Here is a 16,780-nt window from a genome sequence, read left to right as displayed (position 1 = left end):
CCGTCCCGGACTCTCGGCGCTGCCAGGTTTCGGGCCCGGGTTCATGCAGCCCCTCCACGCCTTCGCGCCCGCCGTAATTCCCCGGCCCCGCCATGACTCTGCGTGTCCACCGCCGCCGTCCCACCCACACGGCTCGCGCGGGAACGCGCGTCCCCCTCATCTGGCTGATCACCCGCCGCCGGACCCCACGACCCGAGTCTTAACGGAAGTTTGACGCCCGTAGGCCCTCCAGCCAGAGGCCCGAACGTCACTCTCCGCTTACGCTGTTCCCGCCGTCAGACGGGCGGCCGGATCCGAGCCGAGCAGCACCCCAGGAGCACCGCCGATGGCCCTCACCGAAGACCCTCCCTCCGGTCGTCTGCGTGCGTGGATGCTGGAGGGTCTGTCCGACATGGGCAAGGGCGGCGGCCACACGGGCCCGCACGCCCAGCCCGAACCCCCGCACCAGGGCCAGTCCTGGTACCGGGTGATGTGCCTGACCGGCGTCGACTACTTCTCCACCCTCGGCTACCAGCCCGGCATCGCCGCCCTCGCGGCCGGCCTCCTCTCCCCCGTCGCCACCATCGTGCTCGTCCTGGTCACCCTGGCCGGCGCCCTGCCGGTCTACCGCCGCGTGGCCGAGGAGAGCCCCCACGGCGAGGGCTCCATCGCGATGCTGGAGCGCCTGCTGTCCTTCTGGCAGGGCAAGCTCTTCGTCCTGACCCTGCTCGGCTTCGCCGCCACCGACTTCCTGATCACCATCACGCTGTCCGCGGCGGACGCCTCGACCCACCTGATCGAGAACCCCCATCTGACCGGCGCCCTGCACGACCAGAAGATGCTGATCACCCTCGTCCTGGTCGCCCTGCTCGGCGCGGTCTTCCTCAAGGGGTTCCTGGAGGCGATCGGTGTCGCGGTCGCCCTGGTCGGCCTGTATCTCGGTCTCAACGTCGTGGTGGTCGCGGTCGGTCTGTGGCACGTCATCACAGCAGGGCATGTGATCACGGACTGGTCCAGCGCCCTGACCGCCGAGCACGGCAACGTGTTCGCCATGGTCGGCGTGGCCCTGCTCGTCTTCCCCAAGCTCGCGCTCGGCCTGTCCGGATTCGAGACCGGCGTCGCCGTCATGCCGCACGTCAAGGGCGAGGCCGGCGACACCGAGGAGCGTCCGACCGGCCGGATCCGCGACACCAAGAAACTGCTCACCGCCGCCGCCCTGATCATGAGCGTCTTCCTGATCGCCACCAGCTTCATCACCACCCTCCTGATCCCGGAGAAGGAGTTCGAGTCGGGCGGCCAGGCCAACGGCCGCGCCCTCGCGTACCTCGCCCACGACTACCTGGGCGGCGTCTTCGGCACGGTCTACGACATCTCGACCATCGCCATCCTGTGGTTCGCCGGTGCCTCCGCGATGGCCGGCCTGCTCAACCTGATGCCCCGCTACCTGCCCCGCTACGGCATGGCCCCGCACTGGGCCCGCGCCGTACGCCCCATGGTCATCGTCTTCACCCTCATCGGCTTCCTGGTCACCTGGATCTTCGATGCCGACGTCGACGCCCAGGGCGGCGCCTACGCCACCGGCGTCCTGGTCCTCATCAGCTCCGCGGCAATCGCGGTGACCATCGCGGCCCGCAAGGCCGGCCAGCGGGGCTGGACGATCGGCTTCGCGGTCATCTCGGCGGTCTTCCTCTACGTCACCGTCGCGAACGTCATCGAACGCCCCGACGGCGTCAAGATCGGCGCCTGCTTCATCGCCGGCATCATCCTCGTCTCCCTGCTCTCCCGGCTGGCCCGTGCCTTCGAGCTGCGCGTGACCAGCGTGCGGCTGGACACTATGGCGGAACGTTTCATCCGGGACGTCGCCAGCCGCAAGATCCGCTTCATCGCCAACGAACCCGACCAGCGTGACCAGGCCGAATACCGCGACAAGGTCGAACAGATCCGGGCCGACAACGACATTGCCGGCGAGGACTTCGTCTTCGTCGAGGTCACCGTCCTGGACCCCTCCGAGTTCGAGGCGGGCCTGACCGTCCGCGGGGAGGTCCTGCACGGCCGCTACCGCGTCCTGACCCTGGAGTCCTCCTCCATCCCGAACGCCCTGGCCGCCCTCCTCCTGCATGTCCGCGACATCACCGGCTGCACCCCCCACATCTACTTCGAATGGACCGAGGGCAGCCCCTTCCACCAGTTCCTGCGCTTCTTCCTCTTCGGCCAGGGCGAGGTCGCCCCCGTCACCCGGGAGGTCCTGCGCGAGGCGGAACCCGACCGCGCCCGCCGTCCCCGCGTCCACACCGGCTGACCCGCACATACCCGACATGCGCCGCGTACAGCCCTAAGTTGATGCCCATGATCCTGAGCATCCGCAACCAGCTCCCCGGCACCGTCACCACCGTCACCCGGGGCGAGGCCATGGCGACGGTCAAGATCCGCCTCGACGGTGGGCAGGACCTCACGGCCGCGATCACCCTCGATGCCGTGGAGGATCTCGGCCTCGCCCAGGGTTCTGCCGTGCGCGCCCTGGTGAAGTCGACGGAGGTCTCCCTCGCCACCGCCCCGGTCCGGGGCCTGTCCATCCGCAACCAGCTCCCGGGCACGGTCACCGCCGTGGCCACCGGCGCCGCCATGGCCACGGTGAAGATCGCCGTCGAGGGCGGCGAGTTCACCTCCGCGATCACCGCGGACTCCGCGACGGACCTCGCCCTGGCCGTCGGCACCCCCGTCGTCGCCCTCATCAAGTCGACCGAGGTGTCACTGGCGAAGGAGTAGACCCCACCACAACGAAAAAGGGCCCCGCCGAAACGGGGCCCTCATCGCATCGGGTCAGTCCTCGTACGCGTCCAGCGGCGGGCACGAACACACCAGGTTCCGGTCACCGAAGGCCTGGTCGATCCGCCGCACCGGCGGCCAGTACTTGTCCGCGACCGACACCCCGGCCGGGAACACGGCCTCCTCGCGCGTGTACGCGTGCTCCCACTCGCCGCCCAGCGCACCGGCGGTGTGCGGGGCGTTGCGCAGCGGGTTGTCGTCGGCCGCCCACTCCCCGGTGCCGACCTTCTCGATCTCCCCACGAATGGCGATCATCGCCTCGCAGAACCGGTCGAGTTCGGTCAGGTCCTCGGACTCCGTCGGCTCGATCATCAGGGTCCCGGCGACCGGGAACGACATGGTCGGCGCGTGGAAGCCGTAGTCGATGAGCCGCTTGGCCACGTCGTCGACGCTGACCCCGGTCGCCTTGGTCAGCGGCCGCAGGTCGATGATGCACTCGTGCGCGACCAGCCCGCCGGGGCCGGTGTAGAGCACGGGGTAATGCGGCTCGAGCCGCTTGGCGATGTAGTTGGCGGAGAGCACCGCCACCTGCGTGGCCCGCTTGAGCCCCTCACCGCCCATGAGCCGGACGTACGCCCAGGAGATCGGCAGAATGCCCGCGGAGCCCCAGGGAGCGGCCGAGATGGGCCCCACGCCCGTCTCCGGGCCGGCCGCGGGCTGCATCGGGTGGTTCGGCAGGTACGGCGCCAGGTGCGCCCGTACGCCGACCGGGCCGACGCCCGGACCGCCGCCCCCGTGCGGGATGCAGAAGGTCTTGTGCAGGTTCAGGTGGGAGACGTCACCGCCGAAGTGCCCCGGCTTGGCCAGCCCCACCAGAGCGTTGAGGTTGGCCCCGTCGACGTAGACCTGCCCGCCCGCCTCGTGCACCTGCGCGCAGATGTCGGCGACGTGCTCCTCGAACACCCCGTGCGTCGAGGGGTACGTGATCATCAGCACCGACAGCTCGTCGCGGTACTGCTCGATCTTGGCCCGCAGGTCCTCGACATCGATCTCACCGTCCTCGGCGGTCTTGACGACGACGACCTTCATGCCCGCCATCACGGCACTGGCGGCATTGGTCCCGTGCGCGGACGACGGGATCAGACACACGGTCCGCTGCTCGTCACCGTTGGCCCGGTGGTACCCGCGTACGGCGAGCAGCCCGGCCAGTTCGCCCTGCGACCCGGCGTTGGGCTGCAGCGACACCTTGTCGTACCCGGTGACCTCCGCGAGCTGTTCCTCCAGCTCGCGGATGAGCGTGAGGTAGCCCTGCGCCTGCTCGGCGGGCGCGAAGGGGTGCAGCTGCCCGAACTCGGGCCAGGTGACCGGCTCCATCTCCGTGGTCGCGTTGAGCTTCATGGTGCAGGAGCCCAGCGGGATCATGCCGCGGTCCAGCGCGTAGTCCCGGTCGGCCAGCCTGCGCAGGTAGCGCAGCATCGCGGTCTCGGAGCGGTGCTGGTGGAAGACGGGGTGGGTGAGGACGGCGTCGCCGCGCAGCAGCGCGTCCGGCAGCGCCTCCGCGGTGGCCGCGTCCAGCGTCTCGATGTCGGCCTCGACCCCGAAGGCGTTCCACACGGCACTCAGCTGGGCCCGCGCGGTGGTCTCGTCACACGCGATGGACACGTGGTCGGCGTCGACGAGGTGGAGGTTGACGCCGTTCCGCCGCGCCGCGGCCACGATCTCGGCGGCCTTCGCCGGCACCCGCACGGTCAGCGTGTCGAAGTAGGACCCGTGCACGACCTCGACCCCGCCGGCCGTCAGCCCCGCGGCGAGGATGTTCGCGTACCGGTGCGTCCGCCGCGCGATGCCCTTCAGCCCGTCGGGCCCGTGGTACACGGCGTACATCCCGGCCATGACCGCGAGCAGCACCTGCGCGGTGCAGATGTTGCTGGTCGCCTTCTCCCGGCGGATGTGCTGCTCACGCGTCTGCAGCGCGAGCCGGTAGGCCTTGTTGCCGTCGGCGTCCACGGACACGCCCACGAGCCGCCCGGGCAGGCTCCTGGCGAACTTCTCCTGGACGGCCATGTATCCGGCGTGCGGCCCGCCGAATCCCATCGGCACGCCGAACCGCTGCGTGGTCCCGACCGCGATGTCCGCCCCGAGCTCGCCCGGCGACTTCAGCAGGGTCAGCGCGAGCAGATCGGCGGCCACGGTCACGAGCGCGCCGAGCTCGTGAGCCTGGTCGATGAGCGGCTTGATGTCCCGTACGACCCCGGAGGCGCCGGGGTACTGGACGAGCACCCCGTTGATCTCACGTGCGGCGACCTCGGCCGGGATCCCGTTGCTGAGGTCGGCGACGACGACCTCCAGACCGGTCGGCTCGGCGCGGGTCCGGATCACGGCGATGGTCTGCGGCAGCGCGTCGGCGTCGACGAGGAAGAGGCCCTTCTTGTTCTTCCCCATCCGGCGGGACAGTGCCATGGCCTCGGCCGCCGCGGTCCCCTCGTCGAGCAGCGAGGCACCGGAGGTCGGCAGCCCGGTGAGGTCGGCCACCATGGTCTGGAAGTTGAGCAGAGCCTCGAGCCGTCCCTGCGAGATCTCCGGCTGGTACGGCGTGTAGGCCGTGTACCACGCCGGGTTCTCCATGACGTTACGGAGGATGACGGGCGGAGTGAAGGTGCCGTAGTACCCGAGCCCGATCATGGAGTCGAGCACCTGGTTCCGGTCGGCCAGCGACCGCAGCTCGGCCAGCACCTCGGCCTCGGTGCGCGCACCGGGCAGTTCCAGCGCATCGGCGTTCTTGATCACATCGGGCACGGCGGCGGCCGTGAGCTCGTCCAGCGAGCCGTAGCCGACCTGCGCGAGCATCTTGGCGCAAGCCTCGTGGTCAGGGCCGATGTGGCGCTGCTCGAAGGGAATTCCCTGTTCGAGCTCGGAGAGCGGAATGCGGTGGGCGGTCATTGCGGAGGCCTCCTGGTCTGACGCGACCTTCGAGGGGTACCCCGGCACGGGTACCCCGACGGCCTCCCCCTCTGTCATCTCGACCTGAGAGCTTCACCGGCCGCCCGAAGGCCGCCGGCTTTCACCGTCGGTGAGAGCGGAAGCCGTCGACACCCGCCCTGCTTTCCAGAGTGACCTCGTCCGTGCGGTACGTGAGCCTGAGAGATTCCGGGGAGGATTTGCTCCTTCGGCGCCTCCGATGGTTCCGGAGGACTCTCCCGCACGGGATCAGCAGCCGCTGGCAAGCCTACCAGCGAGGTCGCCGCACGGGTCTTCGAGTGGCCGCACACCCCGATGTGCTCTTTCGTAGTGCTTACGACCGCTTCGGATGAGTTGCGACCAAGTGGAGGGCCCGTGCAGACCGACATCGATCCGCGCAACCTGATCGGCCGCAAGGCGTTCGACCGCAACGGCACCAAGATCGGCACCGTCGACGAGGTCTACCTCGACGACGCGACGGGCGTGCCGGAGTGGGCTGCCATACGCACCGGCCTCTTCTCCCGGGACGCCTTCGTCCCCCTGGAGCCGAGCGAGCTGGTCGACGGCGCCCTGCACGTCCCCTTCGACCGCAGCCTCATCAAGGACGCCCCCGACTTCGGCGTGGGCCGCCACCTCTCCCCCGAGCAGGAACTCCAGCTCTACCACCACTACGGCCTCGACCTGGCGGCCCCACCCCCGTTCCCGGACCGGGACTTCGGCAAGCTGGCCGGCACGGGAGACGCGGAGGCCTGACCCCTTTCACCGCCTCACCGCGGCCCCGTCGGCCACCGACGGCGGTCAGCCCCACTGGGGCCATCCGCGCCCGCCAACGAACCCGTCATGCGTGTTGCGGACGTGAACCCGTCACTTCGACCAACGGCAACGGCTCGGCCGGCTCAAGCCGAGGATCATCGACACGGAACGTCCGCACGCGCCCCGGCTCCGAATCCGGCGTCTCGAACCGCACGGTCACCCTCCCCAGCCCGCTCCCCTGCACCCACCCGTGCCCGTACTCGGCATGCCGCACGTCATGTCCGGCGACCCACCGCCGCTCGACCACCACGTCCCGCTCCTCGACTGGAACGTCATCAGCCACCTCCTCGCCCCCCGGATCCGCTGCCTCCCCCGCCGCCTGGGCGAACAGATCCTCCTGAGTGAAGTCGGCAAGCCCGGAAACCCCCACCCCCAGCAACCGCACACCCCCCGTCGAGTCCACGCCCTCCAGCAACCGCAGGGCGGCCTCCTTCACCACCGCAGGATCATCCGTGGGCCCCCGCAGGGTCTCGGACCGCGTCAGCGTCGAGAAGTCGTACCGCCGCACCTTCAGCACGATGGTCCGCCCCGACAGACCGGCCTCCCGCAACCTGCGCACACACCGGTCCGCCAACCGCTGCACCTCGAGCCCCACCCGAACCCGGTCATGGATGTCCACGTCGTACGTGTCCTCCACCGACACCGACTTCGTCTCCCGCTCCGCCACCACGGCCCGCTCGTCCCGCGCCAGCGCCATGGCGTACAGGCCGTGGCCATGTGCCTTCCCGAGCAGCCGTACGAGCTCGTCCTCCCCCGCCTCGACGATCTCGTCGACGGTATGGATCCCGGCCCGCCGCAGATGGTCCCCGGTGGCCGGCCCCACCCCGGGCAGGGTCCGCACCGACATCGGCCCGAGCAGCGCCCGCTCGGTGCCCGGCTCGATCGCCACCAGCCCGTCCGGCTTGGCCTGCTCGGAAGCGATCTTCGCGAGCATCTTGGACGCGGCCAGCCCCACCGACCCCGTGAGGCCTGTCCCGGCCCGTATGTCGGCCCGCAGCTTCGCCCCGACCAGCCGCGCCGACGCCTCGTCCCAGGCCGCTCCACCGGCCTCCAGATCGACGAACGCCTCGTCCAGGCTCAGTGGCTCCACCAGCGGCGACAACGCCCGCAGCAGCGCCATCACCTGCTCGCTGATCGCCTTGTAGAACCCGAAGCGCGGCACGAGATACGCGGCGTTCGGCGCGAGCCGTCTCGCCTGGGCCATGGGCATCGCCGAATGCACCCCGAACACCCGGGCCTCGTAGGACGCGGTGGCCACCACACCGCGCGGCCCCAGCCCGCCCACGACGACCGCCTTCCCGCGCAGACTCGGCTTGGATGCCTGCTCCGCCGAGGCGTAGAAGGCATCCATGTCGAGATGCAGGATCGTGGGCGCTTTTCTCACATGTCCGATGCTGCCCTACGCCACTGACAATGCACCGCCGATGCGAGCGGGGCAGACGTCAGACCGCCCGGTTCCGGCGCCTGGCCAGCTCGTCCGCCGGGTTGTGTCCGATGAGCGTCTCGCCGGTGTCGATGCGCTCCCCGTGCAGCTGCGACAGGGCGCTCTCGACATCCCGCCACACCACGCCCACGGCGATCCCGAAGATCCCCTGGCCGCCCTGGAGCAGCGCGTGCACCTCGTCGGGCGAGGTGCACTCGTAGACCGTGGCCCCGTCGCTCATGAGCGTCATGCGCTCCAGGTCCTGGAAACCGCGCTCACGCAGGTGCTGGACCGTGGTGCGGATGTTCTGCAGCGACACACCGGTGTCGAGGAACCGCTTGACGATCTTCAGGACGACGACGTCCCGGAAGCTGTAGAGCCGCTGCGTCCCCGACCCGTGAGCAGGCCGCACGCTCGGCTCCACGAGCCCGGTGCGCGCCCAGTAGTCGAGTTGCCGGTAGGTGATGCCGGCCGCCGCACAGGCCGTAGGGCCGCGATAGCCGATCTCCTCGGACGCCATGGACGTCGCCCCTCCGCTGCTCGGCACGGCCGCCGGTCGCTGCGGAGCGTGATCGGCCGCGCTGCCCTGAAACGGGCTGCCGTGATGGGGATCCCCCCAACTCGAACGCAGTTGAGAGCTTGGGGGAGGGTACGGACCGCTTGCCCCGAGACTCCGTCCGGGGGCACCCCCAGCCGTACCGTCGCCGCTGCTTCTCACGCCGACCTCCGTCCTTGACCTGCCTTCTCGACGGTAGGCAGTCACCAGGGGTGCGTCAACGATCGCCACACTCGGCACGCCGAGTGATAATCACCCTAGGAGTGGTTTCCCGTGCCCCACCGCGGGGAAAGGCTAGCGGGTTGCGCTCCGAACGGGCCGCAGGACGCTCTCACGCGCCGGTGGCAAATGCCGGCATTTCCGTGACGACCGGACACGGCCGAGCCGTCACGGACCACTGATCCGCCGGCTCGGTCGCATCCGTCTCACTGACTGCTGGTGCCGAAGTCCTCGGGGGAGATCTGGTCGAGGAACTCGCGGAACTTCTCCACCTCGTCCTCCTGCTCGTCCGGAATGGCGATACCGGCGTCGTCGAGCACTCCGTCGCTGCCGTAGATGGGCGTCCCGGTGCGCAGGGCCAGCGCTATGGCGTCGGACGGCCGCGCGCTCACCTCGACCCCGCTGGCGAAGACCAGCTCCGCGTAGAAGACGCCCTCACGCAGGTCCGTGATGCGCACTTCGGTGAGCTCCTGGCCGACCGCCTCCAGCACGTCCTTGAACAGGTCGTGGGTCAGCGGTCGTGCGGGGGCCATGCCCTGCTGCGCGAAGGCGATGGCCGTCGCCTCCCCCGGCCCGATCCAGATGGGGAGGTAGCGGTCGCCTCCCACTTCACGCAGGAGCACGATCGGTTGGTTGGAGGGCATTTCGACCCGGACACCTACGACATCGAGCTCGTTCACACAGCAACCCTAGGCCGTGCCCGGGACGTTTGGGTAGTCGGGCAGGAAACGGGTGACGATCCGGCCCCCGGCACCCTCAGGGCAGGCGCACGCCGAGCGCGGTCTGCACAAGTGCCGCGTGCAGCTTCACGGTCAGCCCCGCGAGTTCCTTGGCGCGGGCTTCGGCGTGTGCGCGGGTCTGCGGGTTGCGGTGGCGCTTCAGCGGGGCCACCACCTGGTCCACAAGGCCGGCCTCACGGTCGGCGGCCGCCTTCATCGCGCGCAGATGCCGCGGCTCGATCCCGAACCGCCCGAGCTCCACGACAAGTGCCGCCACCGTCACCGCCTCGGCGTCGTAGGCCCCGTCCGGCAGCGGCGTGATGAGGCCGTACGCCTCCCACTCCGCCAGCTGCGGCTCGTCGATCTCGGCGGCGGCGAGCAGCTCGGCCCGGCCGATCCGGGCCACGGTGGGGCCCTCGGAGACCTCCAGGACCGTTTCTCCGTCCCGCTGGCGGCCCACTGTGGGCAGGGCGACGGCCTCGCCGCGCTCCATGGCGTCCAGGTGCTCCCGGATCACCTTGAGCGGCAGATAGTGGTCCCGCTGCATCCTCAGGACGTGGCCGAGGCGCTCGACGTCCCGGTTGCTGAACTTGCGGTACCCGGAGGGGGTCCGCTGCGGCTCGATGAGGCCCTCGGACTCCAGGAAACGGATCTTGGAGATCGTGACTTCGGGGAACTCGTCGCGCAGCACGTTCAGCACTGTGCCGATGCTCATCAGCCCACTGTCCGTGGCGGCGGTGCCGTGTCCGGCACCGCCGCTCGGTGTTTGAAGCATGGACCTTCCCTGGGAGGGTCAGTAGCCCTGCTGGCTCGCGTAGAACACCAGCCGGTACTTGCCGATCTGCACCTCGTCGCCGTTGTTCAGAGCGACCGAGTCGATCCGCTCACGGTTGACGTACGTGCCGTTGAGACTGCCCACGTCGGACACCGTGAACGAGCCGTCCTGACCGCGGCGGAACTCCACGTGCCGGCGCGAGACCGTGACGTCGTCGAGGAAGATGTCGCTCTGCGGGTGGCGGCCGGCCGTGGTCAGCTCGCCGTCCAGCAGGAAGCGGCTGCCCGAGTTCGGCCCGCGGCGCACCACCAGGAGCGCGGAGCCCAGCGGAAGCGCGTCGACAGCCGCCTGTGCCTCCGGCGAGAGCGCCGGCATCTGCGTCTGGCCGGTGACCTCGGAGTCGTAGGCCTCGAGTCCCGAGATGGAGATGGTGGAGGTCGTCTCCGAGGGACGCTCGGGCACGGCCCCGGCCCGCAGCGGAGCGCCGCAGTTGGAGCAGAAGCGGCTGTTCTCCGCGTTGCGGTTACCGCACCTCGTACACACCAGGGCCGACATAGGGGAAAACCCTCCACCCGTACTTGAGGTTGACGGCTGCCCGAAACCTATGCCGCCGGATTGGGCAGGGTCAACAGACGGCACGCCCTGACCTCCGGAAACGTCACCACCCTGACCGGCGACCTGGTCCCGGAACAGCGGGCGCTGACCCTCGGCGTCGGGCTGTGCGCGATGACGAGCGGTCGCGTTGTCGCCACCTTCTCGCGCGCTCTTGCCGAACAACTTCGCAAACAACTTCACGGGCGATTCCCCTTGACCGAAACAGACCCGCCCGTGGGGCAGGACGAACCCTGATTGAACACACCGGTCGACCCGGACACCCTCACAACGTCCGTTTCCACCAGACAGTTTCCACCACGCACCACCCATTCGGTGCGCCGACCCCCCGCAACCTCATGCCCTGGCCGATTGCCCCCCATGCGCCGCCGGTTCACCGGGAGGACGACCGAGCGTAGTCAGGCCGCTTCACCGCTCGCAAGGCGTCCACGACGATCTTGTCCGACCGCTCGACGGCGACGGTGGCCTGCTCCTTCTCGAGAGTCTGCACCACACCTCCAGGGATGTTCAGCGCCGGTTCGAGGTCCTGCGGATTGCCGATGACCTTGAAACGAAACGGCGCGGTGATCTTGTTCCCGTCGACGCTCACGCTCTTGTCCGAATCCGACAGATAGGTGCCCGCGACGACCCGTACGCCGTTCACCTGGATCGCCTCCGCCCCGGCCGCTCGCAGTTCCTGGATCGCGTCGAGCAGCATGTCCGCCTCGACCGTCCCCTTGGTGTCCTCGATCGTCATCGTGATGCCCGGCCCCTGCGCGGCCACGGTGCCCGCGAGAATGCCGAGTTGCCGCTCCTTCTCGACCGTCTGCTTGCGGGCCTCCTCTGCCTGGTCAGAGCTGTTCTCCAGCTCGTCCCGCTGCTTCTCGAGGCCCTGCTTCTCGTCTTCAAGACGCTGAGTACGGTCGTCCAGTTCATCGAGGATGCGTACGAGATCCTCCTGGCGCGCCCCCCGCAGCGCACTGTCGCTGTCGCTGTTGGACGCCACCTGGACCGCCAGGCCGAATCCGAGGCCGAACAGCAGTACCGCGACGATGAGTTGGGCCCGCGTCACACGCGGCGGCCACAGCCCGTTCACCAGCCTCTGCCGGCCGGTGAGCCCGGCTTCCGGCTCCTGAGCCTCCGCTTCCGCGGGAGAGGTCGCCGGCAGTTCCTCGGGCAGTTCCTTGCGCAACCTGTTTCCGGGCGTCTCTTCCGGTTCGCTCATCGGCCTCACGCCCGGAAGACGTGCCGGCGGATCGCCGCGGCGTTCGAGAAGATCCGGATGCCGAGCACGACGACGACACCCGTCGACAGCTGGGCGCCCACGCCCAACTTGTCGCCCAGGAACACGATCAGCGCGGCCACGACCACGTTCGACAGGAACGACACGACGAACACCTTGTCGTCGAAGATGCCGTCCAGCATGGCCCGCAGTCCCCCGAAGACGGCGTCGAGCGCCGCCACCACGGCGATCGGCAGATAAGGCTCGACAACCGCCGGAACCTCAGGCCGGACCAACAGGCCGGCCACGACTCCCACGACGAGGCCCAGTACGGCGATCACGATGTGCCCTTCTCAGTTCTCGGCTCTGCTGTACGTACGATCACACTCGGTGCGGCCGGCAGCCGGAGGTCGTCCTCCACGGAGATGGCGGTCCGGATGCCGTAATTCTCTTCCAGGGCGTGCAGATACAGCCCGTCGGCACTGTCCTGGAATCTGGTGCTCAGCCGCTGCCCGTCCCCCACGGCAAGCACCGTATAGGGCGGAACCAGCGGCTTGTTGTCGACCAGTATCGCGTCACCCGCGGCCCTGATCGCCGACAGCGCGGTCAGCCGCTGCCCGTTGACGGAGACGGCCTCGGCGCCGGACTCCCACAGCCCGTTCACGACCCGCTGCATGTCACGGTCGCGCACCCGCCCGGTGTCGGAGAACCCCGACGTCTCACGCGGGTTCCCGTCGCCGCCCGTGCTGGCTTCCTTGGCGTCGTTCACGACCAGTTTGACGCCGGGGCCGTGCACCTCCACGGCGCCCGACAGGATGTCAACGAGATCGGCCTGGCCAGTGTCACCACTCTGCTTGAGAGCCTCGCGCTGCCGGGTGCTGACGTCGTCACGCAGCTTGTCGACGCTCTCCTCGAGCTTGTCCGCCGTCTCGGTCTCGCGGTCGATACGGTCGATGAGCTCCTCGCGCTCCTTGGCCACGACCGGGGCGGCCACCCGCGCCTGCGCCGCCCCGACGGTGACCACGAGAGCGGCGAGCACCAGGCCGACGGCCAGCCCCAGTCTCGCCCGCAATGTCCTGGGCAACTTGGCGTCACCGGCGGCCATCTTGCGGGCCGCGGCCTCGGCGTACCCGTCGTCGAGGCTGTGGTCCATGACGTTGGTGAGCAGCGACATGGAGGCGTCCGGGCGCGACGGGCGCGTGGGGGTGCTCCGAATGGGGGGCTGCTGCGGCATGCCGCACATCGTCGCACGTCGCGGCCCCTACCTCCGAATGGCCCCATCGGCGTGCCGGACAGGCCCCCTTGGGGACACATGTCCGGCACGCACGCGTGCGTGGTTCAGCGGCCGGCGCTGTCCACGACCGCCGACCACTCGTCCAGCAGGGCCTGCGCGGACGCGTCGTCGGGACCCTCGGCCCACAGATGCGTTACCGCCTCCGCAGGGTCCGGCAGGACCATCACCCAGCGTCCGTCGGTCTCGACGACCCGGACACCGTCGGTCGTGTCGACAAAGCGATCGCCCGCCGCCTCCACGACCCTGCGCATCACCAGCCCCTTGACGGCCCACGGGGTCGCCAGATCCCGCTTCAGGACATGCGCCCGCGGAATCCGCGCGTCGATCTGGCTGAGCGTCAGCTGGGTCCGTGCGACCAGTCCGATCAGCCGTACGAAGGCCGCCGTACCGTCGAAGACGCTGCTGAACTCCGGGATGATGAAGGCACCCTTGCCGTCACCACCGAAGATCGTCGAGTCGTCGCGTCCGACCCTGGTCAGATCGTCGGGCGAGGTGGTCGTCCACTCGACCTGCGTGCCGTGGTACGCCGCCACCTGCTCGCCGATCCGCGTGGTGGTCACCGGCAGCGCCACCCGGCCGCTGCGCCGCTCAGCGGCGACCAGATCGAGCATGACGAGCAGCGCCCGGTCGTCCTCGATGATCCGCCCCTTCTCGTCGACGAGGGACAACCGCTCACCCACCGGGTCGAACCGCACGCCGAACGCGGCCCGCGCGGACGCCACGATCTCACCGAGCCGCACCAGCCCCGACCGCCGGGCATCCGCCGTCTCCGTCGGCCTGGACTCGTCGAGCCCCGGGTTGATCGTCAGGGAGTCCACGCCGAGCTTCCCGAGCAGGCTCGGCAGCACCAAACCGGCGCTGCCGTTCGACGCGTCCACGACGACCTTCAACCCGGCCTCGGAGATCCCGGTGATGTCGACGTTCCGCAGCAGTGAACCGGTGTACGAATCGAAGACGCTGGCGGGGAAGTGCAGGTCCCCGATCTCGCCGGGGAACGCCCGCCGGTACTCCTGCCGCGCGAACACCCGGTCCAGCTTTCGCTGACTGCCCTGCGAAAGGTCCGCACCCTGGCCGTCGAAGAACATGATGTCCACGGAGTCCGGCACCCCGGGCGTGGTCCGGATCATGATTCCGCCGGCACTCCCCCGCGCGGTCTGCTGCCGCGCCACGGGCAGCGGTACGTTCTCCAGGTCGCGTACGTCGATGGCGCTGGTCTGCAGTGCGGAGATCACCGCCCGCTTCAGTGCCCGCGCGCCGCGGGAGTGGTCACGGGCGGTGGTGACGGTCGAACCCTTCTTGAGGGTCGTCGCGTAGGCGCCTGCCAGCCGGACCGCGAGTTCCGGGGTGATCTCGACGTTGAGGATGCCGGAGACGCCACGGGCGCCGAAGAGATGCGCCTGGCCCCGGGACTCCCAGATGACCGAGGTGTTGACGAAGGCACCGGCTTCGATGGTCTTGAACGGGTAGACCCGCACATTCCCCTGAATGATCGATTCCTCGCCGATGAGGCACTCGTCACCGATGACCGCGCCGTCCTCGATACGAGCCGCGCGCATGATGTCGGTGTTCTTCCCGACGACACAGCCACGGAGATTGCTCTGCTGGCCCACGTACACGTTGTCGTGCACAACGGCCTTGTGCAGAAAGGCTCCGCTCTTCACGACGACGTTCGAGCCCACGACGGAGTGTTCGCGGATCTCCGCGCCGGCCTCGACCTTGGCATAGTCGCCGATATACAGCGGACCACGGAGAACGGCGTCGGGATGCACCTCGGCGCCCTCGGCCACCCATACGCCCGGGGAGAGCTCGAAGCCGTCGATCTCGACGTCGACCTTGCCCTCCAGGACGTCGGCCTGTGCCTTCACATAGCTCTCGTGGGTGCCGACGTCCTCCCAGTAGCCTTCTGCGACATAGCCGTAGACCGGCTTGCCTTCCTTCATCAGCTGCGGGAAGACATCGCCGGACCAGTCCACGGGCACATCGGGGTCGACGTAGTCGAAGACCTCGGGCTCCATGACGTAGATGCCCGTGTTCACGGTGTCCGAGAAGACCTGGCCCCAGGTCGGCTTCTCCAGGAAGCGCTCGACCTTGCCTTCCTCGTCGACGATGGTGATGCCGAATTCGAGGGGGTTGGGCACGCGGGTCAGACAGACGGTGACGAGCGCGCCCTTTTCCTTGTGGAAGTTGATGAGCTCGGTGAGGTCGAAGTCGGTCAGGGCATCACCGGAGATGACGAGGAAAGCATCGTCCTTCAACGCCTCTTCGGCGTTCTTGACGCTTCCGGCGGTACCGAGTGGCTTCTCCTCATTGGCATAGGTGAGCTCCATTCCGAGCTCTTCACCGTCACCGAAGTAGTTCTTGACCAGCGAGGCCAGGAACTGAACGGTGACGACGGTCTCGTTGAGCCCATGCCTTTTGAGCAGCCGCAGCACGTGCTCCATGATCGGCCGGTTCACCACCGGCAGGAGCGGCTTGGGCATGCTCGAGGTCATGGGACGAAGGCGTGTGCCTTCGCCTCCGGCCATCACGACGGCCTTCATGTCGGAAGCGTCCTCCTTAAGAGATACGGTCTAGCCGACTTCACCCGTCCAGATTGTCCCGCACTTTTATGCCGGGGGCCATCGAGCCGCTACGGCCGTGCCAATGGGCGAGTTCAGTCGGCCTTGGCGTCCGCACGGACCAGGCGGCGGACTTGTACCACGTAGAGCACTCCTGCCCACCAGTACAGCGTTGTACCCCATCCGGCGAACGCCCATCCGAAAATAGCAGCGAGTGACGAGATCCATCCAGTTCCGTCACTGAGCAGGAGCAGCGGGAACGCGTACATCAGGTTGAAGGTGGCGGCCTTGCCGAGGAAGTTCACCTGCGGCGGCGGATAACCGTGACGCCTGAGGATGCCCACCATCACCAGGAGCATCAGCTCTCGCAAGAGCAGTGCAGCCGTCAACCAGATTGGCAGAATCTCGCGCCAGGTGAGGCCGACCAGAGTCGAGAGAATGTAGAGGCGGTCGGCCGCGGGGTCGAGCAGCCGGCCGAGGCTGCTGATCTGGTTCCACCGCCGGGCGAGCTTGCCATCCAGGTAGTCGCTGATCCCGCTCAGCGCCAGTACCAGCAGCGCCCAGGTGTCACTCTTGGGCCCTCCGAACTCGGGCCTGAGGATCAGCCACAGGAAGAGCGGCACCCCAGCGAGCCGCGCCATGCTGAGGATGTTGGGGATGGTGAGGACCCGGTCCGTCTGGACCCGGGTCTCCTGGACCTCCACCCGGGAGCCTCCTGTGGGAAATGTGCCGACGATGCTCCCTGACCCTACCTCAACGCAAAAAAGCTCCGGCTCTTGGGCTGGTGCCCAAGAGCCGGAGCTCTAAAAGGAGTTCGGCGGTGTCCTACTCTCCCACAGGGTCCCCCCTGCAGTACCATCGGCGCTGTAAGGCTTAGCTTCCGGGTTCGAAATGTAACCGGGCGTTT

Annotated in this window: 13 protein-coding genes, 1 rRNA gene, 1 pseudogene and 1 riboswitch; of the genes and pseudogenes, 3 read left to right on the top strand and 12 right to left on the bottom strand. The window is 68.8% G+C overall.

Annotation, left to right across the window (positions count from 1 at the left end):
* The first annotated feature begins 325 nt into the window (after nucleotides 1-325).
* Together ACGFWE_RS41500 and ACGFWE_RS41495 are read left to right on the top strand one after the other, a co-directional pair.
* Nucleotides 326-2,278 carry an amino acid transporter gene (locus ACGFWE_RS41500; RefSeq protein ID WP_352392098.1) on the top strand — a complete coding sequence of 651 codons (1,953 nt, stop codon included), beginning with the start codon at nucleotides 326-328 and terminating at the stop codon, nucleotides 2,276-2,278.
* A 47-nt stretch (nucleotides 2,279-2,325) separates the two neighbouring features.
* Complete coding sequence (locus ACGFWE_RS41495) at nucleotides 2,326-2,745, top strand: molybdopterin-binding protein (RefSeq protein ID WP_393605685.1); 420 nt, start codon at nucleotides 2,326-2,328, stop codon at nucleotides 2,743-2,745.
* 54 nt (nucleotides 2,746-2,799) lie between these two features.
* On the opposite strand, the gene gcvP is transcribed toward ACGFWE_RS41495, so the two are convergent.
* Nucleotides 2,800-5,685, bottom strand: a complete 2,886-nt coding sequence (gene gcvP, locus ACGFWE_RS41490) for an aminomethyl-transferring glycine dehydrogenase (RefSeq protein WP_393605683.1) — start codon at nucleotides 5,683-5,685, stop codon at nucleotides 2,800-2,802.
* 175 nt (nucleotides 5,686-5,860) lie between these two features.
* Nucleotides 5,861-5,955: riboswitch (glycine riboswitch) on the bottom strand.
* Nucleotides 5,956-6,078: 123 nt separating this feature from the next.
* Here gcvP and ACGFWE_RS41485 point away from each other — a divergent pair.
* Complete coding sequence (locus ACGFWE_RS41485; RefSeq protein ID WP_352392101.1) at nucleotides 6,079-6,456, top strand: PRC-barrel domain-containing protein; 378 nt, start codon at nucleotides 6,079-6,081, stop codon at nucleotides 6,454-6,456.
* On the opposite strand, the pseudogene ACGFWE_RS41480 reads toward ACGFWE_RS41485, so the two are convergent.
* From ACGFWE_RS41480 to rrf, 11 genes and pseudogenes are all read right to left on the bottom strand, one after another.
* Nucleotides 6,372-7,900, bottom strand: a pseudogene (locus tag ACGFWE_RS41480) (DNA polymerase IV). The gene ACGFWE_RS41485 and the pseudogene ACGFWE_RS41480 overlap by 85 nt on opposite strands.
* 58 nt (nucleotides 7,901-7,958) lie before the next feature.
* Nucleotides 7,959-8,657, bottom strand: coding sequence for a MerR family transcriptional regulator (locus ACGFWE_RS41475; protein WP_352392103.1), 699 nt, complete (start codon nucleotides 8,655-8,657; stop codon nucleotides 7,959-7,961).
* A 263-nt stretch (nucleotides 8,658-8,920) separates the two neighbouring features.
* Nucleotides 8,921-9,394: a bifunctional nuclease family protein gene (locus tag ACGFWE_RS41470; RefSeq protein ID WP_004002801.1), complete on the bottom strand. Its 474-nt coding sequence runs from the start codon at nucleotides 9,392-9,394 to the stop codon at nucleotides 8,921-8,923.
* A 76-nt stretch (nucleotides 9,395-9,470) separates the two neighbouring features.
* Complete coding sequence (locus ACGFWE_RS41465) at nucleotides 9,471-10,208, bottom strand: MerR family transcriptional regulator (RefSeq protein WP_007380579.1); 738 nt, start codon at nucleotides 10,206-10,208, stop codon at nucleotides 9,471-9,473.
* Between the two features lie 18 nt (nucleotides 10,209-10,226).
* Nucleotides 10,227-11,132, bottom strand: coding sequence for an FHA domain-containing protein (locus ACGFWE_RS41460; RefSeq protein WP_352392104.1), 906 nt, complete (start codon nucleotides 11,130-11,132; stop codon nucleotides 10,227-10,229).
* Between the two features lie 61 nt (nucleotides 11,133-11,193).
* On the bottom strand, nucleotides 11,194-12,024 hold the full coding sequence (locus ACGFWE_RS41455) for a DUF881 domain-containing protein (protein WP_352392105.1): 831 nt from the start codon (nucleotides 12,022-12,024) through the stop codon (nucleotides 11,194-11,196).
* 5 nt (nucleotides 12,025-12,029) lie between these two features.
* Complete coding sequence (locus ACGFWE_RS41450) at nucleotides 12,030-12,362, bottom strand: small basic family protein (RefSeq protein ID WP_003988855.1); 333 nt, start codon at nucleotides 12,360-12,362, stop codon at nucleotides 12,030-12,032.
* Nucleotides 12,359-13,264, bottom strand: a complete 906-nt coding sequence (locus tag ACGFWE_RS41445) for a DUF881 domain-containing protein (RefSeq protein WP_352392106.1) — start codon at nucleotides 13,262-13,264, stop codon at nucleotides 12,359-12,361. Before ACGFWE_RS41445 ends, ACGFWE_RS41450 begins: the two co-directional genes overlap by 4 nt.
* A 95-nt stretch (nucleotides 13,265-13,359) precedes the next feature.
* A complete protein-coding gene (locus tag ACGFWE_RS41440) occupies nucleotides 13,360-15,855 on the bottom strand; it encodes a mannose-1-phosphate guanyltransferase (protein WP_352392107.1) in 2,496 nt (831 codons plus the stop codon).
* Between the two features lie 113 nt (nucleotides 15,856-15,968).
* On the bottom strand, nucleotides 15,969-16,577 hold the full coding sequence (locus ACGFWE_RS41435; RefSeq protein WP_352392108.1) for a CDP-alcohol phosphatidyltransferase family protein: 609 nt from the start codon (nucleotides 16,575-16,577) through the stop codon (nucleotides 15,969-15,971).
* 108 nt (nucleotides 16,578-16,685) lie between these two features.
* A 5S ribosomal RNA gene (gene rrf, locus ACGFWE_RS41430) occupies nucleotides 16,686-16,780 on the bottom strand; the annotation flags it as partial.

Source organism: Streptomyces sp. NPDC048523, from assembly GCF_043199815.1.
In the GTDB taxonomy this organism is placed as follows: Bacteria; Actinomycetota; Actinomycetes; order Streptomycetales; family Streptomycetaceae; genus Streptomyces.
Note: the sequence above shows the minus strand (reverse complement) of the source record. Positions and strands in the feature narration are given on the sequence as shown.